This window comes from Roseibium sp., from assembly GCF_048261595.1.
In the GTDB taxonomy this organism is placed as follows: domain Bacteria; phylum Pseudomonadota; class Alphaproteobacteria; order Rhizobiales; family Stappiaceae; genus Roseibium.
Window position 1 is genome coordinate 84085 of the sequence record NZ_JBLXFW010000001.1, and the last position, 23691, is coordinate 107775.

Below are 23691 nucleotides of genomic sequence, written 5' to 3' on the forward strand. Positions count from 1 at the left end.
CCGCGTAATCTTCAGGTCGTTCTTTCATTGTCCTGTGGATCGGGGCATACAGGTCACCGAACCTTTACCGCTTTGGGATTTCAACCAATCCGTAATTTTGGCGAGTTCAACAGGAAACGGAATTCATGTCTCAGCGAAGCTTCTTGCCGGTTGTTCTGGCGGCTGGCCTTGGCACCCGGATGCGTTCGGACCTTCCGAAGGTCATGCATCCGATCGGCCACTTGCCGCTCGTCGGACATGTGCTGAAGACGCTTGCAGCATCGGGCGCAGAAGAAATGGCCGTTGTGGTCGGACCGGACATGGAGCCGCTCGAGACGCTGGTCAAGGACCTTGCTCCCAGCGCATCCTGCCACGTCCAGGTCGACCGGCTTGGAACAGCCCATGCCGCCCTGGCCGCGCGTTCTGTGCTTGAGAAGAGCTTCGATGACATACTGGTGCTGTTCGGCGATACGCCCTTGATAACGCCTGAGGCGGTAGGGGCCGTCCGCAATGAACTTGCCAAGGGAGCCGACGTCGTCGTGCTTGGCTTCGAAACCGAGACGCCTTTCGGCTACGGCCGCCTTCTGACCAAGAACGGCAAGCTTGTTGCCATCCGTGAGGAGAAGGATGCCAGTGATGACGAGAGGCTGGTGACGCTCTGTAATTCGGGCATCATGGGCTTTGCCGGCAAGGCTGCGCTAGAGCTGCTGGATGCGATTGGAAACGCCAACGCCAAAGGCGAGTATTACCTGACTGATGCCGTCGAAATTGCGAACGAACGCGGCCTCACAGTCGTTGCGGTCGTGGGCAATGAAGAGGATGTGCAGGGGATCAATACCCGCGTGCAATTGGCGCAGTGCGAGGCCGTTTTCCAGCGGCGCGCGCGACACGCGGTCATGGAGACTGGCGTGACGCTGCAGGCTCCGGAGACCGTATTCTTCGCCCATGACACCGTGATTGACCCGGATGTCACGATCGAGCCGAATGTCGTCTTCGCACCGGGCGTCAAGGTCGAGAGCGGAGCGGTCATTCGCGCCTTCAGTCATCTGGAGGGCGCGCACGTGGGCGCAGGGGCAACGGTCGGGCCCTACGCACGTCTTCGGCCGGGCGCACGCCTCAGTGACAATGCCCATATCGGTAACTTCGTCGAGATCAAGAACGCTGATGTGGGTGCAGGGGCAAAGGTGAACCACCTGTCCTACATCGGAGATGCCTCCGTCGGCGCAAAGAGCAACATTGGCGCCGGGACCATCACGTGTAACTACGACGGCTTCGGCAAGCACAAGACCGAAATCGGTGCGGGCAGTTTCGTCGGCTCGAATTCGACGCTTGTCGCGCCTTTGAAGCTGGGTTCCGGGGTCTATGTAGCGGCCGGCAGTGTCGTTACCGATGAGGTATCCGACGACGCGCTGGTGATCGGCAGGGGACGGCAGGTAGAAAAGCCTGGCAGGGCCGAAGAGCTGCGCCAGCGGTTCAAGGCAGCCAAGGAAGCCGGGTCAAAGCAGTCCTGAGGCTTCAGGGCTCTTCCGGTTTTGGCAAAGAAACTCCTTATTCCGGCGTGTCATGATCTGAAACAGGGTTTGATTTCAGATCATTGCCGGGTGTCCGCTAAAGGTGGGCAAATTTTTTCTGTTCGAAGGACGCGATTTTATGTGCGGTATTGTCGGCATTCTTGGATCCACTGAAGTTGCTCCGCGGCTGGTCGACGCCTTGAAGCGTCTGGAATACCGGGGATACGATTCCGCCGGTGTCGCGACGCTCGAAGGCGGCGTTCTGGGGCGGCGGCGTGCCGAAGGCAAGTTGCGAAACCTGGAAGGTACGCTGGAAAAGACACCGATTGGCGGAACCGCAGGGATCGGACATACCCGTTGGGCAACCCATGGCGGTCCAAGCGTTACGAATGCCCACCCGCATATGGCGGGCAAGGTTGCGGTCGTGCACAACGGGATCATCGAGAACTATCTTGAGCTGCGCGAAGAAATCAGGTCCACCGGCGCCGAGATCCTGACCGAAACCGACACGGAAGTGGTCGCTCATCTGGTGAATGTCGAACTGTCCAAGGGCAGCGATCCGGTATCTGCGGTCAAATCCGTTCTTCCGCGGCTTCATGGCGCATTTGCCCTGGCATTCCTGTTTGAGGGATATGACGACCTTCTGATCGGGGCGCGCAAGGGATCGCCATTGGCGGTCGGTCACGGCGAAGGCGAGATGTATCTTGGTTCCGACGCCATTGCGCTGTCGCCGTTCACTGACCGGATTACGTATCTGGAGGAGGGCGACTGGACCGTCGTCAACCGTTCAGGTGCCGTTGTCTACGACGCGCAGAACGAAGAAGTCACCCGGGCCGAAAGCCGGTCTTCTGTGACAGCAGCGCTGATGGACAAGGGCAACTACCGGCACTTCATGGCCAAGGAAATCCATGAACAGCCGGAAGTCATCGGTCACACATTGTCGCGCTACATCGACCTTGGCGCGCGACAGGTGCGGGTTCCCGGCGCGGACAAGGTTGATTTTGCCAATCTGAACCGGATCGTGATTTCGGCTTGTGGCACTGCCTATTACGCGGGCCTCGTCGGCAAATACTGGTTTGAGAAATACGCCCGCCTGCCGGTCGAGATCGATATTGCCTCCGAGTTCCGCTACCGCGAAACCCCGATGGGCAAGAACGAATTCGCCTTGTTCATCTCGCAGTCCGGTGAGACCGCCGATACGCTTGCATCCCTGCGCTACTGCAAGGAGCATGGCGCCAAGATCGGGGCCGTGGTCAATGTCCCTGAAAGCACGATCGCCCGTGAGTCCGACGTGATCTTCCAGACCGTTGCAGGTCCGGAAATCGGCGTCGCCTCGACCAAGGCCTTCACCTGCCAGCTGGCAGTGCTCGCTGCGCTCGCGATCGAAGCGGGCAAGGCTCGCGGGGTTCTGGATTCAGCCGCCGAAGCTGAATTGGTCGAAGCGCTTGGTACGTTGCCAGGCCTGACCGTTCAGGCGCTCAAAAGCGAAACCAAGATCGAGACCCTTGCCCAGCCTCTGTCGAAGGTGTCGAACGCGCTCTACCTTGGCCGCGGCACCAACTTCCCGTTGGCACTTGAAGGTGCGCTGAAGCTCAAGGAGCTGTCCTATATTCACGCGGAAGGCTACGCTGCCGGCGAGCTTAAGCACGGTCCGATCGCACTGATCGACGAGAACATTCCGGTCTTCGTGATTGCCCCGCATGACGGGATCTATGAGAAGACGGTCTCCAACATGCAGGAAGTCGCGGCGCGCGGCGGGCGTATCGTACTGATCACGGATGAGAAGGGCGCAGCTGAGTCCGGTGATGCGGCCAAAGACGTTGTCGTTATGCCTCAGGTGCATGACATCGTCGCGCCGATCGTCTATGCGCTGCCTATCCAGATGATCGCCTACCATACGGCGGTGTTCATGGGCACGGACGTCGACCAGCCGCGCAACCTGGCGAAATCGGTGACCGTCGAATAATGACGGATCTCCCGGACTGCCGGATCGCTCCCTTCGAGGAGCGTTTCCGGCGCGATGTCATCGAACTTTGGGGTGCCTGTGGGTTGATCAGGCCCTGGAATGACCCTGACAAGGATGTCGATCGCAAGCTGTCTGACCGCAATGGTGGCTTCTTCGTTGTTTTGGCCCCCTCGCATGAGGGCGGTGACGAGGTTCTGATTGCGTCGGTCATGGCTGGATATGACGGCCATCGCGGATCGATATACTACCTTGCCGTAGCGCCCGAACATCAGTCGTCGGGTGTCGGCAGATTCTTGATGGAATATTGTGAGGCCTTTCTGGTCGAGCTCGGTTGTCCGAAGATCCACCTGATGGTGCGTCAGGAAAACGACAAGGTGCTGAGCTTTTACGAAAGGCTTGGCTATGCGCCGGAGACAAGTGCGACGCTCGGCAAACGGCTGATTCCTGACATATAATAATAAATGCAGTTATTTATACGTCGTTTTTCAAGTCATTATTGATCGGCGTGCGCGGATAGGATGGTCGTGTCAGGACGTAAACCGCGCAAGCGCCAATGACCGCCGCTGCGGCAATGCTAATCAGGGCATCCGGCCGGGAGGCGAACAGAAACAACAGGTAGCCGGCAATCATGCTGGTCGTTGCAATCATTTTTGCGCGCGGTGGAATAACTCCATGCTCGCGCCAGGCGATGACGCTGGGGCCGATCCTGGGATGTTCCAGAATACGGGCTTCAAGGGCCGGAGACGAACGTGCGAAGCAACCTGCTGCAAGAATGAAGAAAATCGTGGTCGGCAGGAGCGGCAGAACGGCTCCGATCAGCCCGACGATGACCAATATCACTCCGAGCAGCTTGTAGGTGGTGCGCCGCAAGGGCTGCCTCCAATTCGTGCAGAATATTGCGCGGACGCGCAAAATTTGATGCCACGCCGGGATACCGCCGCGCAATCTCAATCATTATGTAATAGAGGATGAGCGGGAATGCGATGGCGTATCGCCGCAGCTTGAGGAAATTGGAATGACGCGTAAGAAGTCGGACGATGAAAATGCAGCGCACTTTCGGCCAAAGGTGCGTTTCGTTACGAAGTTGCGCAACTACTTCCTCACCGGCCTGGTCATCACGGGCCCCATCGGCATCACCCTCTGGCTGACATGGACGTTCATCCATTGGGTTGATGGCTGGGTCAAGCCGCTCCTGCCTGCGGCTTACAACCCCGAAACCTACCTCCCGTTTTCGGTTCCGGGTGTCGGCCTGATCGTTGCGGTCCTGCTGTTGACGATCGTTGGCTTTCTGGCGGCGAATTTCATGGGACGCAGCCTGCTGCGCCTCGGTGAGTCCATCGTCGGTCGCATGCCGCTGGTGCGCAACCTCTATCGTGGCCTCAAGCAGATCTTTGAGACCGTTTTGGATGAGCGTGGGAATTCCTTCTCGAAGGCAGCCCTGATCGAATATCCGCGCAAGGGGCTTTGGGCAATCGTCTTCATCGCCACGGAAACCAAGGGTGAAGTGGCCCGGCAACTGCGCGACAAGGCCGATACTGTTTCGGTGTTCCTGCCGACGACGCCGAACCCGACGTCGGGCTTCCTGCTGTTCGTGCCCCGCTCGGAGATCGTCGAGTTGAAGATGAGTGTCGAGGATGCGGCGAAGCTGGTCATTTCAGCAGGTCTGGTAAATCCGAGCTATCCCGAAATGCTGGACGAGTATCTTGATAAGCCAGTACTGGAAAAGGCGGACGGCTGAAGCTTGCTGCTAACCTGCGCGCAGCAGCCTGATGGCCTCGTCCCGTCCGAAGAGATAGAGCAGGGTCCGCAGCGCACTGCCGCGTTCCGTCGATAGCTCGGGGTCTGTTTCCAGGATCAGCCGGGCGTCGTCGCGTGCGACTTCCATCAGGTCTGCATGTTCTTCCGCGCGTGCAATCCGGAAGCCCGGTGTGCCCGACTGACGTGTGCCGAGGATTTCGCCGCCGCCTCGCAGCTTCAGGTCTTCTTCCGCGATCAGAAAGCCGTCATTGGTCTGGCGCATGATGTTGAGCCGCGCACCCGCCGTCTCTCCGAGCGGTCCCTTGTAGAGCAGAACGCAGGACGAGGCCTTGTCCCCGCGTCCGACCCGGCCGCGCAGCTGGTGAAGCTGGGCAAGGCCAAATCGCTCGGCATGTTCGATCACGATGATGGTCGCATCCGGCACGTCGACCCCGACCTCGATGACCGTGGTTGCGACGAGAACACGGGTTTGGCCGGACTTGAAATCCTGCATTGCGGCATCTTTTTCGTCCGCGCTCATGCGGCCATGGACGAGGGACACGCGCTGGCGCAGTTCCTGCTCCAGGACCCGGTGCCGGTCTTCGACCGCCGCGAGATCGATTTTTTCCGATTCCTCGACCAGCGGGCAGACCCAGTAGACTTTCTGTCCGTCCGCGATGGCTGCCCCGATCCGGCCGATGATTTCATCCAGCCGGTCGAGGGATACGGACACAGTTGTGATGGGTTTTCGCCCCGCCGGCTTGTCGGTCAGACGCGAGACGTCCATGTCGCCGAAACAGGTGAGCACGAGCGTGCGTGGGATCGGCGTCGCGGTCATGACGAGGACATCGACACCCTGACCCTTGGCGGAAAGGGCGAGCCGTTGATGCACGCCGAAGCGATGCTGCTCGTCGACGACGACGAGGGCGAGGTCCTTGAATGTCACCTTGCCCTGGAACAGCGCGTGGGTGCCGACCACGAGGTCGATTTCTCCAGCATCCAGCTTCTCCTGGGTGATGCGGCGCTCCTTCGCCGTGTCCTTTCCGGTCAGGAGAGCGAGGCGGATGCCGACCTTCTCGCAAATCGGCGACATGGATGCGAAGTGCTGACGGGCAAGGATCTCGGTCGGGGCCATCAGGGCGCCTTGCGCGCCTGTCTCGATCACCTGAGCAAGCGCCGCGAGGGCGACAACTGTCTTGCCAGAGCCCACGTCGCCCTGGAGCAGGCGCAGCATGCGCGTCGGTTCGGCAAGGTCCGCATTGATGTCCTCGACTGCCGAAGCCTGGCTGCGTGTCAGCGAGAAAGGCAGAACTCCCACCACCCGGCGCTGGAGGCTTCCCGAGGGTTTCCTTGAAATGCCGCCGAGCTGGCGCATCTTCGAACGGACGAGCGACAGTGCCAGCTGGCTCGCCAGCAACTCGTCATAGGCAAGACGCTGGAAGAACAGAGATTCAGGCGAAATGTCGAGCCGCTCCTCCGGCCGGTGCAGTGCGGTCAGAGCTTCCTTGAAAGAGGGCCACTGGTTCTGCCTCAGATGAGCGTCATTCAGCCACTCGGGCAGTTCGGGCAATTTGTCGAGCGCAGCCGCCATTGCCTTCTGCAGGGTCTTGGGCGAAAGGCCAGCCGTCATCGGATAAACCGGCTCCACCTGAGGCATTGCGTCAGCTTCGTCCGGTGCGAGCGAATAGTCGGGGTGGACCATTTGAGGACGCTCGTTGAACCATTCCACCTTGCCCGACACGATCCTCCGCTCGCCTTCTGGAAAGGTCTTTTCGAGCCAGTCGCGACGGGAATGAAAGAAGACGAAGGTGATGCTACCGGTATCGTCAAAGGCGGTGATGCGATAGGGCGCCCTTCCGCCGCGAGGCCCCGGCATGTGCCGGTCGATGGTTACGTCGAGCGTGACGATGTCGCCGTTTTCCGAATAGGCAATGCCGGGTCTGTGACGCCTGTCGATGACAGTGTGCGGAATGTGGAATAGCAGGTCGGCGATTGTCGCCTCACGGTCGGGCTGGCTGGCCAGGAAATCCGTCAGGAGCTTTGCGATCTTCGGGCCGACACCCGGCAGTGTCGAAACGGGCGCGAACAGGGAATCGAGAACCGGAGGGCGCATGGAGTGTCAGAAGGCTTTCGGTCTGGCCCGGCGGGCGCTCTGAAGACATGGGGTTCGGGATCGGGACGACCCGACATTTGTGGCACGAACACGCAGATGTACGCAATATGTTCTCATTTCTTGCCAACAGGCGCTGACAGAGCAGACTGCCGGCGTTATATAGCGGCAAGACTGCACCCGTCAGACAACGATTGGATTTCCAGATGAGCGCATCGCCTGCAGACACAGGACCGGAAAGCGGCCGCGACAATCGCCGCAAACGCATCATGTTCCGCTGCTGGCATCGCGGCATGAAGGAGATGGATCTGCTCCTTGGCGGGTTCGTGGAGGCGGAGATCGACAGTCTGTCGGAGCCCGAGCTGGAAGAGCTCGAACACCTTCTGACCGCGCACGATCAGGATCTTTATGCCTGGATGACCGGGCGCAAGCCCTTGCCGGAAGAGTGGGATGGTCCACTTTACAGGCGCATCATCGCCTATCACGAAGAAGCGATCGCGCGGCAGCGGGCGGAAAAGGCCGCCGGCTGAGCGCGGCTATATTGATAGTCTAAAAGCCGCCAGGTGGAAGACGGCCTCCACAAGATTTCGAGACAAGGAAAATGCCCGTGTTCCAGAGCCTGCTGAAAGACCAGGCAAACGTGACGCTTGCGAGCGTTCCCGATGGCGCCGAAGCCTATGCGCTGGCCCGTATCATTGCGGAAAGCGATGCCAACGGATTGACGCTGGTTTTCGTTGCCCGGGACGCGACGCGCATGCAGATGATCACGGAGGCGTTGCCTTTCTTCGACCCGAGCGTCGAGGTGTTTCAGCTTCCGGCATGGGACTGTCTTCCCTATGACCGCGTGTCGCCGAACGGCTCGATCAGTGCCCGCCGCCTGCTCGCGCTTGGAGCACTTGCCAACGGCCTGCCGCAGGATCGCAAGACCATCCTCTTGACCACCGTCAATGCTGCCGTCCAGCGGGTGCCGGACCGGGAGTGGATGAAGGCGCAGGCGCTGTCGATGGCGCCCGGCAACCGCATCGACATGACACGGATTTCCACCTGGCTGGAGATGAACGGCTTTTCGCGCACGCCGACCGTTCGCGAGACGGGCGAATATGCGGTTCGCGGTGGCATTGTGGACCTGTTTACACCAGGTTCGGAAGAACCCGTGCGCCTGGATTTCTTCGGCGATACTCTTGAATCCATCCGTTCCTTCGATCCGGAGACACAGCGCACATCGAAGCAGCTGAAGCGGCTCGATCTCGTTCCCATGAGCGAAGTGGTGCTTTCGGAAGAGGCGATCTCGCGTTTCCGGCGCAACTATCTGACGAATTTCGGCGCAGCCGGACGAGACGATGTTCTCTACCAGTCCATCAGCGAAGGTCGACGGTATGCCGGCATGGAGCACTGGCTGCCACTGTTCCATGAGCATCTGGAGACCGTGTTCGATTATGTCGGCGATGTGCCCGTGGTTCTGGACGCCCGTGCAGGCGATGTCGCGCACGAGCGACTTGACCAGGTAAAGGAACATTTCGCGGCCCGCGAGGAAGCCCGGGAGGCGGGAAAAACCGCCGGCACCGTGCCCTACATGCCCGTCGAGCCGTCATCGCTCTATTTCACCGAAGCGGAGTGGACGGCAGCGCTCGCTGACCGGGCCAGCGCGGCGATGGATCCTTTCACGCCGCCGCCTGGAACCGGCAAAACGGTCATCGATCTTGCAGGCCGTCAGGGGCGCAGTTTTGCGGCTGAACGTGCTGCTGGCGACGTCAATATCTTCGACTCCCTGATCTCGCACGTCAGCGGGTTGCAGAAGGACGGCAAGAAGACTGTAATCGCCTGCTGGTCCGACGGATCGCGAGACCGTCTCGGCCAGATCCTTCATGACCATGGTCTGAAATCTGCCAAGGACGTTGATGCGTTTTCGGCGCTTCAGGGTCTCGACAAGAAGATGACCGGCCTGTGCGTGCTCGGCATCGAGCACGGCTTTGAATTGCCGGATGTCGCCATCATCGGCGAGCAGGACATCCTCGGCGATCGGCTGGTGCGCAAGAGCCGGAAGAAGGCCAAGGGCGCCAATGTCATCACCGAGGCGACGGGTCTTTCCGAAGGCGATCTCGTCGTTCACGTCGATCACGGTATCGGCCGTTTCATCGGTCTGAAAACCATCGAGGCCGTTGGCGCACCGCACGACTGTCTCGAGCTCCAATATGCCGGCGGCGACAAGCTCTATCTGCCGGTCGAGAACATCGAGCTCCTGTCCCGCTATGGTTCCGAGGATACGGAAGCGCAGCTCGACAAGCTGGGCGGCGGAGCGTGGCAGGCGCGAAAGGCCAAGCTCAAGAAGCGGATCCTCGAGATTGCCGATGGCCTGATCAAGACCGCTGCGGCGCGTGCTCTGAAGACCGCGCCGGTCGTCGAGACCCCGGAGGGTGTCTACGATGAATTCGCGACCCGTTTTCCTTACGAGGAGACCGAGGATCAGCTCAACGCGATTGATGCGGTATTCGAGGATCTGTCGTCCGGACGGCCGATGGATCGGCTCGTGTGCGGTGACGTGGGCTTCGGCAAGACCGAGGTTGCGCTACGAGCGGCCTTCATCGCGGCCATGTCGGGCCGACAGGTCGCCGTTGTTGTTCCAACCACGCTGCTTTCGCGCCAGCATTACCGGACCTTTTCGGAGCGCTTCCACGGCCTTCCGATCAACGTTGCCCATGCCTCCCGGCTCGTGCCGACGCGGGAGCTGACGCTGACCAAGAAGGGCATTGCCGACGGTTCGGTTGATATCGTCATCGGGACCCATGCGTTGCTCGGAAAGGGTGTCACGTTCCGGGATCTCGGCCTGCTGATCATCGACGAGGAGCAACATTTCGGCGTCAAGCACAAGGAACGGCTCAAGGAACTGAAGTCGGACGTCCACGTCCTCACACTTTCGGCAACGCCGATCCCGCGTACGCTGCAGCTCGCCCTGACCGGCGTCCGGGAACTTTCGCTGATTGCCACGCCGCCGGTGGACCGGTTGGCGGTCAGGACCTTCGTGTCGCCCTTCGACCCCTTGGTGGTGCGTGAGGCTCTTCTGCGCGAGCATTATCGCGGCGGGCAGAGCTTCTATGTTTGCCCCCGTCTTGCCGATATAGCCGACATCAAGGCCTTCCTCGAAGACAGCGTGCCTGAGCTGAAAGTCGCCGTTGCCCACGGCCAGATGCCGCCGGGAGAGCTGGAAGACGTGATGAACGCCTTTTACGAGGGCAAGTACAACGTGCTGTTGTCGACGACGATCGTGGAGTCCGGCCTCGACATTCCGACGGCCAACACGCTGATCGTACACCGGGCCGACATGTTCGGCCTTGCCCAGCTCTACCAGCTGCGCGGCCGCGTCGGGCGGTCGAAGACCCGTGCCTACGCACTCTTCACGGTTCCTGCAAAGAAAACGCTGACGGCGACAGCCGAGCGCCGTCTCAAGGTGTTGCAGTCGCTCGAGACGCTTGGTGCCGGCTTCCAGCTCGCCAGCCACGATCTGGACATTCGCGGGGCAGGGAACCTGCTTGGGGAAGAGCAGTCCGGCCACGTCAAGGAAGTCGGTTTCGAGCTCTATCAGCAAATGCTGGAAGAGGCCGTTGCCCAGCTGAAGGAAGGCGGCGTCGAGGGCGAGGAGCAGTGGTCTCCGCAGATCAATATCGGAACGCCAGTGCTCATTCCCGAGAGCTATGTTCCCGATCTTCAGCTGCGCCTGACGCTCTATCGTCGCCTGGGTGATCTTGCCGAGGCAGACGAAATTGACGCATTCGGTGCCGAGCTGATCGACAGGTTCGGACCCTTGCCGGAAGAAGTGCAGCACCTGTTGAAAATCGTCTTCATCAAGGGGCTTTGCCGCAAGGCCAATGTCGAGAAGGTGGATGCCGGGCCGAAAGGCATCGTCATCTCCTTCCGCAACAGCGAGTTCGCAAATCCCGCAGCGCTTGTCAGCTACATCGCCGAACAGGGAGTGCTGGCCAAGATCCGTCCCGATCAGAAAGTGGTGCTTACCCGCGATTGGGAGAGGACTGACGCACGTCTGAAAGGTACGGCGACCGTGCTGGCCAAACTTGCCCGCCTTGCAACGACATGACGGCGGGCTGAGGGCTATGCAGGAAGAGCGAACGCCATCTTTAACTTCAAACAAGGCACAAACTCGAGCTCGTTGTTCGTGCGCGGGGTGGGGCGTCGCCAGAGGCAATGGTATTGGGTGTGCCTTTAATCTCGGCTTTTCAATGCTTTGACGATTTGGGTGTTGGTAAGCGCCGGGCCTAGGCGGGTCGGGATGTTCCTCCGTCTGCGCACTGGATGCTCCTGAAGCCAGAGAGAATTCCGTGGGCTGCCAGTGCCCGGTTTGGTGATGGACCTCTTGCCTTGATGGCCGGAGGTCCTTTTCATTTTTTTGGGGGGGCGGAAACATGTTGCCGAGGGGCGGGAAACCGGTGCCCTGCCACAATTGGGCAACTGTCTCTTAACCAAGGGCCTGCATGATGATCCCAAGACCGTTAGTTCTTTGCGTCAAGGTCCATCCGTGCCAGCACCCACTCGCCAACGAAAACAATCCGTTCTACGACGTCTGATCATTCCTGCATCCGCCATGTCGGCTCTCGTGTATTTCGGGTTCCATGCCCTCAACGGCGAGCTCGGCCTCGTGGGGCGTGCGGCAATCGAGCGTCAGGTCATGGACCTTGAGACGGAGCTGCAGGTGCTTATCGATGAAAGGCAGGGCCTGCATGCGCGGGTCACACTGCTCCGGTCGGAAAGCCTCAATCCCGATATGGTCGACGAGCGTGCTCGTTTGAACCTGAATCTTGCCCATGCGAACGACCTTACAATAATGAGGTCATCAATGGATTTGAGGCATTAATCGATAATCGGTTAATTGACATGTATTAACTGCAATTCGGTTTATTCGTATTTTTGTCAGGAATTCAGCGCTCTATAACCTGCCATCAGCTAATGCATGCACGCTTGGATTGACATGTGCTGCAGTTTATCTTCCGCTTGAATTCCATAGGGGAAACGTCAGCCTGAGATGAGGGACATGGCCGCAGCGAAAAAGACTACTTCCGGCGCGCGCAGCGCAAGCCGGTCTCGTGGAGCCGCCAAGACGGCCGCTCCAGCGATCACCGAATTCGACAAGGATCAGGAACTCCACGCCTACCGCGAAATGCTGCTTATCCGGCGCTTTGAGGAGAAGGCCGGCCAGCTGTACGGCATGGGTCTGATCGGCGGTTTCTGTCACCTCTACATCGGGCAGGAAGCTGTCGTCGTCGGCATGCAGATGGCGAAGAAGGATGGAGACCAGATGATCACGGGCTATCGTGATCATGGTCACATGCTTGCAATGGACCTTGATCCGAAGGGTGTCATGGCCGAGCTGACCGGGCGTCGCGGCGGGCTGTCCAAGGGCAAGGGCGGCTCCATGCACATGTTCTCCAAGGAGAAGCATTTCTATGGCGGCCACGGCATCGTCGGTGCGCAGGTCGCGCTCGGCACCGGTCTCGGCTTTGCCAACAGGTACCGCGACAATGGCAACGTCTCCATGGCCTTCTTCGGCGATGGCGCATCGAACCAGGGCCAGGTCTACGAAAGCTTCAACATGGCGCAGCTCTGGAAGCTTCCGGTGGTCTTCGTAATCGAGAACAACAAGTACGGCATGGGCACTTCGGTGGAACGTGCGTCTTCGACCACCGACCTGTCCCAGCGCGGCGCTTCCTTCGGAATCCCCGGTCAGCAGGTAGACGGCATGGATGTCCGTGCGGTCATGGCTGCGTCCGAACAGGCTCTGGAGCATGCCCGTTCCGGCAAGGGACCCTACATTCTTGAGATGATCACCTACCGCTATCGCGGTCACTCCATGTCCGACCCGGCAAAGTACCGGTCGAAGGACGAAGTGCAGAAGATGCGGACGGACCACGATCCGATCGAGCAGGTGCGCAAGCGCCTTCTGGACGCGGGCTGGGCGAGCGAGGACGATCTGAAAGCCATCGACAAGGATGTGCGCGCAATCGTGGCCGAGGCCGCCGAATTCGCCCAGGCCGATCCGGAGCCGGATGTGTCCGAGCTCTACACCGATATTCTGCTTTAAGTCCGGGGGACACCATGCCGATTGATATCCTTATGCCGGCCCTGTCGCCGACTATGGAAGAAGGTAAACTCGCCAAGTGGCTGAAGGCCGAAGGCGATACCGTTTCCGCCGGTGATGTGATCGCCGAGATCGAAACGGACAAGGCGACCATGGAAGTGGAAGCCGTCGACGAGGGCGTTCTGGGCAAGATCCTGGTCGCCGAAGGCACGGACGCCGTGAAGGTGAACGAGAAGATCGCGATCCTTTTGGCGGAAGGCGAAGATGCCAGCGCTCTTGATGGCGCGTCCGCAAGCGCTCCTGCTGCCGCCGCACCGGCTCCAGCTGTGGCCGCCGCGCCTGCACCCACACCAGTCGCTGCCGCGCCGGTCGAAAGCAAGCCTGCCGCCGATCCGGAAATTCCGGCCGGTACGCCGATGAAGTCCACCACTGTCCGCGAAGCACTCCGCGACGCCATGGCCGAAGAAATGCGCCGCGATGGCGATGTCTTCGTGATGGGTGAGGAAGTTGCCGAATACCAGGGTGCCTACAAGATCACCCAGGGGCTGCTGGACGAATTCGGTGCGCGCCGCGTGATCGACACGCCGATCACCGAGCACGGCTTTGCCGGTTTGGGCGTTGGTGCTGCAATGGCGGGCCTGAAGCCGATCGTCGAGTTCATGACGTTCAACTTCGCCATGCAGGCGATTGACCACATCATCAACTCCGCCGCCAAGACGCTCTACATGTCCGGCGGCCAGCTTGGTGCGCCGATCGTGTTCCGCGGACCGAACGGTGCGGCTGCGCGCGTCGGCGCCCAGCACTCCCAGGACTATGCCTCCTGGTATGCGCATATTCCGGGCCTCAAGGTCGTCCAGCCCTATTCGGCTGCCGATGCCAAAGGCCTGCTCAAGGCTGCAATCCGTGACGCCAACCCGGTTGTCTTCCTGGAAAACGAAATCCTTTACGGCCAGTCGTTCGACGTGCCGGACGTGGAAGACTTCGTGCTTCCGATCGGCAAGGCGAAGGTCGAGCGCACCGGCACCGACGTGACCCTGGTGTCCTGGGGCATCGGCATGACCTACACGCTCAAGGCTGCCGATGAGTTGGCTGCCATGGGTATTTCCGCCGAAGTGGTCAACCTGCGCACGATCCGTCCGCTGGACATCGACACGGTGATCGAGTCGGTCAAGAAAACGGGGCGCCTGGTGACGATCGAGGAAGCTTTCCCGATGTGTTCGGTTTCGTCGGAAATCGCCTATCAGGTGCAGGAGAAGGCGTTCGATTATCTCGACGCTCCGGTTCTGCGCGTGACTGGCAAGGACGTTCCGATGCCTTACGCGGCGAACCTCGAGAAGCTGGCTCTGCCGAACGTCGGCGAAGTCATCGACGCGGTCAAAGCCGTCACCTACACCGCCTGATCCGGGGGACTAGGACATGCCAATCAATATCACGATGCCGGCGCTTTCCCCCACCATGGAGGAGGGCAACCTCGCCAAGTGGCTGGTAAAGGAAGGCGATCAGGTTGCCGCAGGTGATGTCATCGCGGAAATCGAGACCGATAAGGCGACCATGGAAGTGGAAGCCGTGGATGAGGGAACGGTCGGCAAGATCGTCGTTCCGGCAGGAACCGAAGGCGTCAAGGTCAATGCCCTGATCGCCGTCCTTCTGGAAGACGGTGAAGATGCAAGCGCCATCGGATCGGATCCGGCTGCCGCTGCGGCTCCTGCAGCGACACCGGCTCCGTCCGAAGCTGCTCCGGCTGCGGCATCCGCTTCGGCTCCGGCCGCTGCGCCTGCAGGCCCGGCCCCGACCGTAGCTGACGGAAACCGCGTCTTTTCCTCGCCCCTGGCGCGGCGCATTGCCAGCCAGAACGGTCTGGACCTGAAGGCGATTTCCGGTTCCGGTCCCCATGGCCGTATCGTCAAGCGTGACGTCGACGCAGCGCTTGCTGCGGGCACCGGCAAGGCGGCACCTGCCGCGGCGGCTGCCGCTCCGTCTGCACCTGCCGCTGCTGCGCCGGTCGCTGCGGGTCCGTCCGCGGATCAGGTCCTCAAGCTGTTCGAGGAAGGCTCCTACGAGCTGGAGCCGCATGACGGCATGCGCAAGACCATTGCCAAGCGCCTGACCGAGTCCAAGCAGACGATTCCGCACTTCTACGTGTCGGTGGACTGCGAACTCGACGCGCTCCTGGCCCTGCGTGTTCAGCTCAATGAAGCTGCGCCGAAGGACAAGGACGGCAAGCCTGCCTACAAGCTCTCGGTCAACGACATGACCATCAAGGCCCTGGCGCTTGCGCTGCGCGATGTTCCAAATGCGAACGTCTCGTGGACCGATGACGCCATGGTCAAGCACAAGCACGCCGATGTCGGCGTTGCCGTGTCGATCCCGGGCGGCCTGATCACACCGATCATCCGCAAGGCCGAGCAGAAGGCGCTTTCCGTCATCTCCAACGAGATGAAGGACATGGGTGCCCGTGCAAAGGCCAAGAAACTGAAGCCGGAAGAGTATCAGGGCGGCACCACGGCTGTTTCCAACATGGGCATGATGGGCGTGAAGAACTTCTCGGCCGTCGTCAATCCGCCCCATGCGACGATCCTTGCGGTCGGTGCAGGCGAGAAGCGTCCGGTGGTGAAGAACGATGCCCTGGCGGTTGCGACCGTCATGACCGTGACGCTCTCCACCGATCACCGCTGTGTCGACGGAGCGCTTGGTGCGGAACTTCTGCAAGCGTTCAAGGGCTACATCGAGAACCCGATGAGCATGCTCGTCTGACGAGCCGATGAAGCCGGCGCGGTCCTCGGCCGCGCCGTTTTTCTTCCACTTGAAAATCAAGGGATTCAAGATGGCTGACACCAATTACGACGTCATCATCATCGGCTCGGGCCCCGGCGGTTACGTGACCGCAATCCGTGCCGCACAGCTCGGCCTGAAGACAGCAATCGTCGAGCGCGAGCACCTGGGCGGCATCTGCCTCAACTGGGGCTGCATTCCGACCAAGGCGCTGCTGCGGTCTGCCGAAATTCTCGATCACGCCAACCATGCCAAGTCCTACGGCCTGACCCTGGAAGGCAAGATGACCGCCAAGGTCGAGGACGTCGTTGCCCGCTCTCGCGGTGTCTCCGCACGTCTGAATGGCGGCGTTGCGTTCCTGATGAAGAAGAACAAGATCGACGTCATCTGGGGCGAGGCAAAGCTGTCCAAGCCGGGTGAAGTCGTCGTCGGCAAATCCTCAAAGCCCGCCGTCCAGCCGCAGAACCCGGTGCCCAAGGGCGTCAAGGGTGAGGGCACCTACACGTCCAAGCACATCATCGTCGCCACCGGCGCCCGTCCGCGTGCGCTGCCCGGGATCGAGCCGGATGGCAAGCTGATCTGGACCTATTTCGAGGCCATGAAGCCGGACTTCATGCCGAAGTCCCTCGTCGTCATGGGGTCGGGTGCCATCGGCATCGAATTTGCCTCCTTCTACCGCTCCATGGGCGTGGATGTGACGGTTGTCGAGGTGATGTCCCAGGTCATGCCGGTGGAAGACGCGGAGATCTCCGCGATTGCGCGCAAGGCGCTGGAAAAGCGTGGCCTGAAGATCCTGACCGAAGCCAAGGTTGCGAAGGTCGAGAAGGGCGCCAACTCCATCAAGGCTCACGTCGAGACCAACGACGGCAAGGTCCAGGTGATCGAGGCCGACCGCCTGATCTCCGCCGTCGGTGTCGTCGGCAACATCGAGAACCTTGGTCTGGAAACGCTTGGCGTTAAGACCGATCGCGGCTGCATCGTCATCGACGGCTACGGCAAGACCAATGTGCCGGGGCTATATGCCATCGGCGACGTCGCCGGTCCGCCGATGCTCGCCCACAAGGCTGAGCATGAAGGCGTCATCTGCATCGAGAAGATTGCCGGTGTCCCGGGCGTTCACGCGATGGACAAGGGCAAGATCCCGGGCTGCACCTACTGCAATCCACAGGTTGCCTCCGTTGGTCTCACCGAAGCCAAGGCAAAGGAGCAGGGCCGCGACATCCGCGTTGGCCGTTATTCCTTCAACGCCAATGGCAAGGCCATCGCGCTCGGTGAAGACAATGGGATGATCAAGACCATCTTCGACACGAAGACCGGTGAGTTGATCGGCGCCCACATGGTCGGGGCGGAAGTCACCGAACTCATTCAGGGTTTCGTCATCGCCATGGGTCTTGAAACGACCGAAGAAGACCTGATGCACACGATCTTCCCGCATCCGACACTGTCGGAAATGATGAAGGAAAGCGTGCTCGACGCCTATGGCAAGGTTCTGAACGCGTAATAACTCGTGGCTGTCCCGGCCTTGAGCCGGGACCCCAAATGGCCGAAACTTCCTGCTGTGAACGAGTAAGAAAGCGGTAGGTCCCGGATCTCCGCTTCACTTCGTCCGGGACGGCACCAAGAGCGGTGAAAGGTCATGAATGCCGGGCCTGCTGGTTACCTCTCGAGGCGCCCATCCTTGACGCTGCACAATGAGGACTTGACCGCATGAGCGTCGTTTTCTGGATCATCATCGGCCTTGTTGCCGGCGCGGTTGCCCATCGGGTGCTGAACAGCCGGGGAGGGTTCCTGGGAAGTCTCGTCGTCGGTCTCGTTGGTGCGCTGGTCGGCGGTGAACTCGCTCATCTCTTTCGTCTCAACGTGACTGGTGGCATGCTCGACCAATTGGTCATTTCCACGTTGGGGGCGATTCTGTTCCTCTTCGTTTGGAAGAAAGTCTTCGGCTGACGCCGTCCCGCCAGCGTCAGTCCATCATCACGAGGCAAACGATTTGACTGTTTTCAAGGGCAACAAGGCCGCGTATCCGGCCGTTGCAACCGACAAGCTGCGCTATGGCGACTGCGACCCGCAAGGTCACGTGAATAACGCCGTGTTTTCGACCTTTCTGGAGACCGGCCGGACCGAGATGCTCTATGCGGGCGATGAGCCCATCGTCGACGACGGATGTGGCTACGTCATCGCCCGGCTCGAGCTGGACTACCTCGCCGAGCTGACCTGGCCAGGGTCGGTCGAAATCGGAACACGGATCGCCGAGCTTGGCCGCAGCTCGGTGAAAATTGTCCAGGAGATCTTTCAGGACGGTGTTGCCAAGGCGCAGGCCCATTCGGTTCTCGTTCAGGTCAACCTGACGACCCGCAGGTCGCAGGCTCTTTCCGAGCGCGCGCTGAACCGGCTAACGGCTTTGAAATGATCATCGGTTTATGCATGGCGGCCATGCTAAAGAAGGCTTGACCTTTTCTGTCAGGAGCGACACTTAGGGCCCATGGTTACGATCGTAGACACGCTGTCGAAAGACGCCGACTCCAGAGCCGCGCGTCCCCGCCACCCGGAGAAGGCTCACCGGCCGGACAATCCAGTTCAGCGAAAGCCGAAATGGATCCGCGTCAAGGCGCCGACGTCGCCGGTCTATCGGGAAACCCATGACATCGTGAAGAAGAACGGTCTCGTGACCGTCTGCGAGGAAGCGGGCTGCCCGAATATCGGTGAATGCTGGTCGAAGAAACATGCCAGCTTCATGATCCTGGGTGACACCTGCACCCGAGCCTGTGCTTTCTGTAACGTGCGTACCGGCATGCCCGGAGCCGTGGACGAAAGCGAACCGGCCTCGATCGGTGAAGCGGTTGCGCGCATGGGTCTTGAGCACGTCGTGATCACCTCGGTTGACCGGGACGATCTGGACGATGGCGGCGCGACCCATTTCGCGAACGTGATCAAGGCAATCCGCGACCAGTCGCCGGCAACGACCGTTGAAGTGCTGACGCCTGATTTCCTGCGCAAGGATGGCGCCATCGAAATCGTTGTCGAGGCACGGCCGGACGTCTTCAATCACAACATGGAAACCGTGCCCTCCAAGTACCTGAAGGTTCGCCCGGGTGCCCGCTATTTCCACTCGATCCGCCTGCTCCAGAAGGTCAAGGAACTGGACGCCTCCATGTTCACCAAGTCGGGGATCATGGTCGGACTGGGCGAGGAGCGGAACGAGGTTCTCCAGCTCATGGACGACCTGCGCGTTGCCGACGTGGATTTCCTGACGATCGGGCAGTACCTCCAGCCATCCAAGAAACATCACCCGGTCATGTCCTTCGTGACGCCGGAGGAGTTCAAGGGCTACGAGCGCATTGCCTACGCCAAGGGGTTCCTGAAGGTGTCGGCGAGCCCGTTGACGCGCTCGTCGCACCACGCCGGTGAGGACTTTGCAGATCTCAAGGCAGCGCGCGCCGCAAAGCTGGGCCACTAGGGGCTCCGGTCGGACAGGATATGCCGAAGTTCAACTCATCGCACAGGGTCGCGCATTCAGCCGCCGACATGTTTGCACTGGTCGCCGATGTCGAGCGCTACCCGGAGTTCGTCCCACTCTGCCAATCGCTGCATGTGCGCGGACGGAAGGACCTGCCCGACGGGCGAACCATTCTTGTCGCGGACATGACAGTTGCCTACAAGGTTTTCAAGGAAACCTTCACCAGCCGTGTCGAGCTGGTTCCGGAAGACAATACGATCCTGGTCGAATATCTGGACGGGCCCTTCCGGCATCTCGAGAACAAGTGGACCTTCATGGATGTCGGTCCAAACCAGTGCGAAGTCGGGTTCTATATCGACTATGAGTTCAAGAGCAGGGCGCTCGGCTCCCTGATGGGCGCCATGTTCGACAAGGCGTTCCGCAAGTTCTCGGCCGCTTTCGAAGAGCGCGCCGATCAGGTCTATCGCGCCAGCTGAGCCACGGCCTGCCGCTCACTTTTTCATGAAGGCTTCGCTGATGTGATTGAGGCGTCCCCGGGTCGTCTTGACCCCGGCGCCTACACCCCGAAGTCTTTCGATTTCGCGCTTGTCCAGCCCGATCGTATCAAGCGTGACATATTTATTCGGGTTCTGGCAGATAACCTTGCGGGCGCTCTCGGCATTCACCTCGATGACGAGATTGCGACCCGCTTTCACCTCTTTTTCGGTCCAAAGAACCGTGGTCTTGCGGACCCAGAATTGACGATTGCAATAGCTCGCTTCAACGTAGCCGGGTTCGGGCCGGGTCAGCAGACGATGGTAGCCGATGAAGTTTCCATTCTGGCTTTGAGAGCGGATATAATAATCGCCAGGCACCATCTTGACCTGTCCGAAGGCCGCAGCGGACCAGAGGATCGAAAGTGCAACGGTGATTGTTCTTCTCATGGTTCTCTTCTCCGTTCCCGTCTGGCTGAACCAGATGGTCGTCTTGGAAGGTCCCCCCATTTAGGCCCGGCACCTCAGGCCATTGCTTCACGCCTCAAAGGCGTCAGTTCACTCCCGGTGAAACGACGTCTTGCGGCGTTCGTTGCCGGTCTGGAACGAGTCCCGGATTGCGCTGAACCGGTTTGTGGCATCAAGATCCCGCCCATTCGTCCCAAGAACGATGCGAGCCTCCTGAGTCACGCCGAGGTCCCGAAGCGTCACCTGTTTTTCAGGGCTGTTGCAGATCGGGCGCCAGCCCTTACCGAAGTTGAACTCGACACGCACCTGATTGCGGTTTTCGACCTCGATTTCCGTCCATGCGACGGTTACCGGACGCACCCAGTATTCTCGGCCACAATATGTAACCTTCGCCATGCCGTCAGATCTGCGCTGGTAGATCTTGTGGCTGCCGATGAAGTCGCCGCCAACGCCGCGTGAGATGAGATAGAAGTCACCCGGCACCATCATTGTCGCATCGGCGCAGACAACGCTGGCTGCAAGACCACTGCTAAATGCAAGTGTTGCTATAGATTTCATGGGCGAGTTCACCTCGTTATGTCAGACTTGGCTCACCCTGAAATCTTCAAGTACAGGACGGCATGACATCGACTTTAGAAGGCTGTGTCTGTAACAAGTGCTCATAAATTCGGTCGAATTTTACCTAAAGGCACTTTTCTGCGAGCGGTCTCTTGCGCCTATCGGCCGTGATAGGAACCCTCAGGCGCGTCTTTCTGGAATGAGTTGCTGATTGCGCTGAAACGGCTTAGCGCCCCGACCTGGGCTTCGGATTGACTGAGGATCATGCGTGCATCTTCGGTCAGGCCGATGTCTGCGAGTGTGACCTGACGTTCCGGGTTTTCACACAGCGGACGCCAGCCCTTGCCGAAATTGAATTCCACCTTCACACGCCGGTTGTTTTCGACCTCGACCTGGGTCCATGCGATGGTGTGGGCGCGGACCCAATATTCGCGCTGGCAATATCGGACCTTGTAGAGCCCGCTCGATTGGCGGTGAAAGATCTTGTGGCTGCCAGCGAACTCTCCCGCGCTGTCGCGTGCGATCATGTAGAAGTCGCCAGGCTTGGGGATGCTGCTGCCACCGGCGTGGGCGCTTCCCAAAAGCATGGAAACGGTAATGGCTGCTGCTGCAATTGGCGTGTACATGATGACGGTCTCCTGCCGAAAAAAGGTCCGGCACGACACCCTTAACCTGCAAGGTCCATACAATTAGGTAGAAGAATTGATCGCATTTGAGACAAGTTTGAGAGCGTTTTGAACCGTCAGCAGCCGAACCTGCTCCCTACCGCGGTCGCCAAAGTGCTCCACGAAAGTCTCTGTTTGCCGGCCTTTGATGGCGAGCCCGAAGTAGACGGTTCCAACTGGTTTGGCCTCAGATCCTCCGCCAGGGCCGGCGATACCTGTCACTGCTACCGTGATCGCTGCCCGGGATCTTGCGAGGGCGCCGTCCGCCATTTCTGCCGCCGCCCGGTGCGAGACTGCGCCGTAAGTGTCGAGCGTTGATCCTGAGACTCCAAGCATGTCTTGCTTGGCTTCATTGGAATAGGTCACAAAGCCTCGATCGACCACCGCAGAAGATCCGGATATCTCCGTCAAAATTCCTGCAATGAGGCCGCCGGTGCAGGATTCAGCGGTCGCGATCATCACGTTTGCTTTAGTAGCCCGCGAGATTATGTCCCGCGCGGCTGGAACAAGGTCCTCCCAGGTCGGCATAGGTCACTCCTCGTCTGAAAAGGGGAGGCGGATGGTAACCGCTGCCATGGCGGCGATGCCTTCCTTGCGGCCGGTAAACCCGAGACGCTCGGAGGTTGTCGCCTTGACCGAAACGCGCCCGACGGGGACGTCGCAGATCGCGGCAATCGATTCTCTGATCGCGTCACGGTGCGGGCCGATTTTCGGTGCCTCACAGATGATGGTCGCATCGATGTGGGCAATCCGGCCACCCAGGCCGCTTACCCGCTCGATGGCGTATTGGAGAAACTGGTCGGACGCCGCCCCTTTCCATTTCGGATCGGAAGGCGGGAAGTGGTGCCCGATGTCACCGTCGGCGATCGCACCGAGTACGGCATCTGTGATTGCGTGGAGTACGACGTCGGCGTCGGAGTGGCCCTTGAGTTTGCGGTTGTGCGGGATGGCGACACCTCCGAGGATGACTGCGTCACCGGCCTCAAACGCGTGAACGTCATATCCGGTCCCGGTGCGGACGTCGCCCAGCGCCGAAAGGCGGGGACGATCATTTTCGGAAGGGGGTGTTTGCTCCGGTGCGGTCATTCTCAATCTCTTGCGTGCGCGGATCAGGTCCGACTGTGTCGTAATCTTGAAATTCTCAGGTGTGCTCTCGGCAATCGCAACGGGCAGACCGGCCCATTCCGCAATTGCGGTGTCGTCCGTGAAGTCATCCCGTCCTGCGGCTTCCGCGTCGAGGTGCGCTTTTGTAATGGATCTGTAGTCGAAACCCTGGGGTGTTTGTGCGGCCCAAAGGCCTGTCCGGTCAACCGTGGTCAGGCCGCCTCGGTCATCGACGCGCTTTAGGGTGTCAAATACGGGGGCAGCAGCAAGTGATGCGACGCAGCCTTCCTCTGATAGCTGGTGAATGACCAGGTTTATCGTTGCGTCGTCGACGAAGGGCCTTGCAGCATCGTGGATCAGAACGAGATCAGGTGCCAGTGATGCCAGCGCCTTCAGCCCATTGCGGACCGATATTTGACGGGTCATGCCGCCCGAAACCGGTGTCAGGAGTGTGGCAGTGTGTCCGGTTGCGCATTTGGCCAGCGCTTCGCTACACAGTGTTTCGTCGTCGCGATGGCGAACGACAAGTACATAAGCTATGCCCGGATTGGACAGGAAACGATCAACCGTGCGGGTCAGTACGGTTGAGCGGCCGAGTTCCAGATATTGCTTCGGCAGTGCGGCCGTTTCACCGGACAGGCGCGTTCCCCGGCCTCCTGCAACGATAATGGCTGCCACTGATTTGGTCATGTTCAGTCAGATCCTCGATTTCAGGATCTTCTACTTCGGTTTTTCAATCTCCGGTACCGTTTGTTGTGCCGAATATGTCAGGCGCCTCAATCCTTTCGGTGTGGTTTGACGAAATT

General features: G+C 60.0%; 22 protein-coding genes. 15 read left to right on the forward strand and 7 right to left on the reverse strand.

The window, feature by feature from the left end:
- Positions 1-125 precede the first annotated feature (125 nt).
- The 3 genes from glmU to ACN0SY_RS00415 all read left to right on the forward strand — a co-directional run bounded on the left by glmU (position 126) and on the right by ACN0SY_RS00415 (position 3911).
- Entirely contained in the window at positions 126-1490 is a 1365-nt protein-coding gene (gene glmU / locus ACN0SY_RS00405) for a bifunctional UDP-N-acetylglucosamine diphosphorylase/glucosamine-1-phosphate N-acetyltransferase GlmU (RefSeq protein ID WP_417683783.1), read from the forward strand.
- Positions 1491-1629: 139 nt separating this feature from the next.
- Positions 1630-3456 (forward strand): glutamine--fructose-6-phosphate transaminase (isomerizing), encoded by a 1827-nt coding sequence (gene glmS, locus ACN0SY_RS00410; protein WP_417683784.1) that lies wholly within the window; start codon positions 1630-1632, stop codon positions 3454-3456.
- Positions 3456-3911, forward strand: coding sequence for a GNAT family acetyltransferase (locus tag ACN0SY_RS00415; RefSeq protein ID WP_417683785.1), 456 nt, complete (start codon positions 3456-3458; stop codon positions 3909-3911). Before glmS ends, ACN0SY_RS00415 begins: the two co-directional genes overlap by 1 nt.
- A gap of 16 nt (positions 3912-3927) precedes the next feature.
- On the opposite strand, the gene ACN0SY_RS00420 is transcribed toward ACN0SY_RS00415, so the two are convergent.
- Positions 3928-4326, reverse strand: coding sequence for a YbaN family protein (locus ACN0SY_RS00420; RefSeq protein WP_417683786.1), 399 nt, complete (start codon positions 4324-4326; stop codon positions 3928-3930).
- A 145-nt stretch (positions 4327-4471) separates the two neighbouring features.
- Here ACN0SY_RS00420 and ACN0SY_RS00425 point away from each other — a divergent pair, with 145 nt between their 5' ends.
- Positions 4472-5194, forward strand: a complete 723-nt coding sequence (locus ACN0SY_RS00425; protein WP_417683787.1) for a DUF502 domain-containing protein — start codon at positions 4472-4474, stop codon at positions 5192-5194.
- Between the two features lie 9 nt (positions 5195-5203).
- Here ACN0SY_RS00425 and recG read toward each other — a convergent pair whose 3' ends face one another.
- Positions 5204-7306: an ATP-dependent DNA helicase RecG gene (gene recG / locus ACN0SY_RS00430; protein ID WP_417683788.1), complete on the reverse strand. Its 2103-nt coding sequence runs from the start codon at positions 7304-7306 to the stop codon at positions 5204-5206.
- Between the two features lie 203 nt (positions 7307-7509).
- Between recG and ACN0SY_RS00435 the strand changes: the two genes are divergently transcribed.
- The 11 genes from ACN0SY_RS00435 (at position 7510) to ACN0SY_RS00485 (ending at position 20093) form a co-directional block, all read left to right on the forward strand.
- Positions 7510-7833 carry a succinate dehydrogenase assembly factor 2 gene (locus tag ACN0SY_RS00435; RefSeq protein WP_417683789.1) on the forward strand — a complete coding sequence of 108 codons (324 nt, stop codon included), beginning with the start codon at positions 7510-7512 and terminating at the stop codon, positions 7831-7833.
- 77 nt (positions 7834-7910) lie between these two features.
- Entirely contained in the window at positions 7911-11393 is a 3483-nt protein-coding gene (gene mfd, locus ACN0SY_RS00440) for a transcription-repair coupling factor (protein WP_417683790.1), read from the forward strand.
- Between the two features lie 504 nt (positions 11394-11897).
- A complete protein-coding gene (locus tag ACN0SY_RS00445) occupies positions 11898-12167 on the forward strand; it encodes an FtsB family cell division protein (protein WP_417683791.1) in 270 nt (89 codons plus the stop codon).
- 177 nt (positions 12168-12344) lie between these two features.
- Entirely contained in the window at positions 12345-13391 is a 1047-nt protein-coding gene (gene pdhA / locus ACN0SY_RS00450; protein ID WP_417683792.1) for a pyruvate dehydrogenase (acetyl-transferring) E1 component subunit alpha, read from the forward strand.
- Positions 13392-13405: 14 nt separating this feature from the next.
- On the forward strand, positions 13406-14788 hold the full coding sequence (locus ACN0SY_RS00455) for a pyruvate dehydrogenase complex E1 component subunit beta (RefSeq protein ID WP_417683793.1): 1383 nt from the start codon (positions 13406-13408) through the stop codon (positions 14786-14788).
- A 16-nt stretch (positions 14789-14804) separates the two neighbouring features.
- Positions 14805-16142, forward strand: a complete 1338-nt coding sequence (locus ACN0SY_RS00460; RefSeq protein ID WP_417683794.1) for a pyruvate dehydrogenase complex dihydrolipoamide acetyltransferase — start codon at positions 14805-14807, stop codon at positions 16140-16142.
- Between the two features lie 70 nt (positions 16143-16212).
- Positions 16213-17661 carry a dihydrolipoyl dehydrogenase gene (gene lpdA / locus ACN0SY_RS00465; protein ID WP_417683795.1) on the forward strand — a complete coding sequence of 483 codons (1449 nt, stop codon included), beginning with the start codon at positions 16213-16215 and terminating at the stop codon, positions 17659-17661.
- A gap of 206 nt (positions 17662-17867) precedes the next feature.
- Positions 17868-18107 carry a GlsB/YeaQ/YmgE family stress response membrane protein gene (locus tag ACN0SY_RS00470; protein ID WP_417683796.1) on the forward strand — a complete coding sequence of 80 codons (240 nt, stop codon included), beginning with the start codon at positions 17868-17870 and terminating at the stop codon, positions 18105-18107.
- A 43-nt stretch (positions 18108-18150) separates the two neighbouring features.
- Positions 18151-18570, forward strand: a complete 420-nt coding sequence (locus tag ACN0SY_RS00475) for an acyl-CoA thioesterase (RefSeq protein ID WP_417683797.1) — start codon at positions 18151-18153, stop codon at positions 18568-18570.
- A gap of 72 nt (positions 18571-18642) precedes the next feature.
- On the forward strand, positions 18643-19617 hold the full coding sequence (gene lipA, locus ACN0SY_RS00480; protein ID WP_417683798.1) for a lipoyl synthase: 975 nt from the start codon (positions 18643-18645) through the stop codon (positions 19615-19617).
- Between the two features lie 20 nt (positions 19618-19637).
- Positions 19638-20093, forward strand: a complete 456-nt coding sequence (locus tag ACN0SY_RS00485; RefSeq protein WP_417683799.1) for a type II toxin-antitoxin system RatA family toxin — start codon at positions 19638-19640, stop codon at positions 20091-20093.
- A 15-nt stretch (positions 20094-20108) separates the two neighbouring features.
- On the opposite strand, the gene ACN0SY_RS00490 is transcribed toward ACN0SY_RS00485, so the two are convergent.
- The 5 genes from ACN0SY_RS00490 to ACN0SY_RS00510 form a co-directional block, all read right to left on the reverse strand.
- On the reverse strand, positions 20109-20540 hold the full coding sequence (locus ACN0SY_RS00490; protein WP_417683800.1) for a hypothetical protein: 432 nt from the start codon (positions 20538-20540) through the stop codon (positions 20109-20111).
- A 108-nt stretch (positions 20541-20648) separates the two neighbouring features.
- Positions 20649-21116 (reverse strand): hypothetical protein, encoded by a 468-nt coding sequence (locus ACN0SY_RS00495; protein ID WP_417683801.1) that lies wholly within the window; start codon positions 21114-21116, stop codon positions 20649-20651.
- 158 nt (positions 21117-21274) lie between these two features.
- Positions 21275-21742: a hypothetical protein gene (locus tag ACN0SY_RS00500; protein WP_417683802.1), complete on the reverse strand. Its 468-nt coding sequence runs from the start codon at positions 21740-21742 to the stop codon at positions 21275-21277.
- A gap of 63 nt (positions 21743-21805) precedes the next feature.
- Positions 21806-22309 carry a CinA family protein gene (locus ACN0SY_RS00505; RefSeq protein ID WP_417683803.1) on the reverse strand — a complete coding sequence of 168 codons (504 nt, stop codon included), beginning with the start codon at positions 22307-22309 and terminating at the stop codon, positions 21806-21808.
- 3 nt (positions 22310-22312) lie between these two features.
- Positions 22313-23575 (reverse strand): bifunctional 2-C-methyl-D-erythritol 4-phosphate cytidylyltransferase/2-C-methyl-D-erythritol 2,4-cyclodiphosphate synthase, encoded by a 1263-nt coding sequence (locus ACN0SY_RS00510; RefSeq protein WP_417683804.1) that lies wholly within the window; start codon positions 23573-23575, stop codon positions 22313-22315.
- Positions 23576-23691 lie beyond the last annotated feature (116 nt).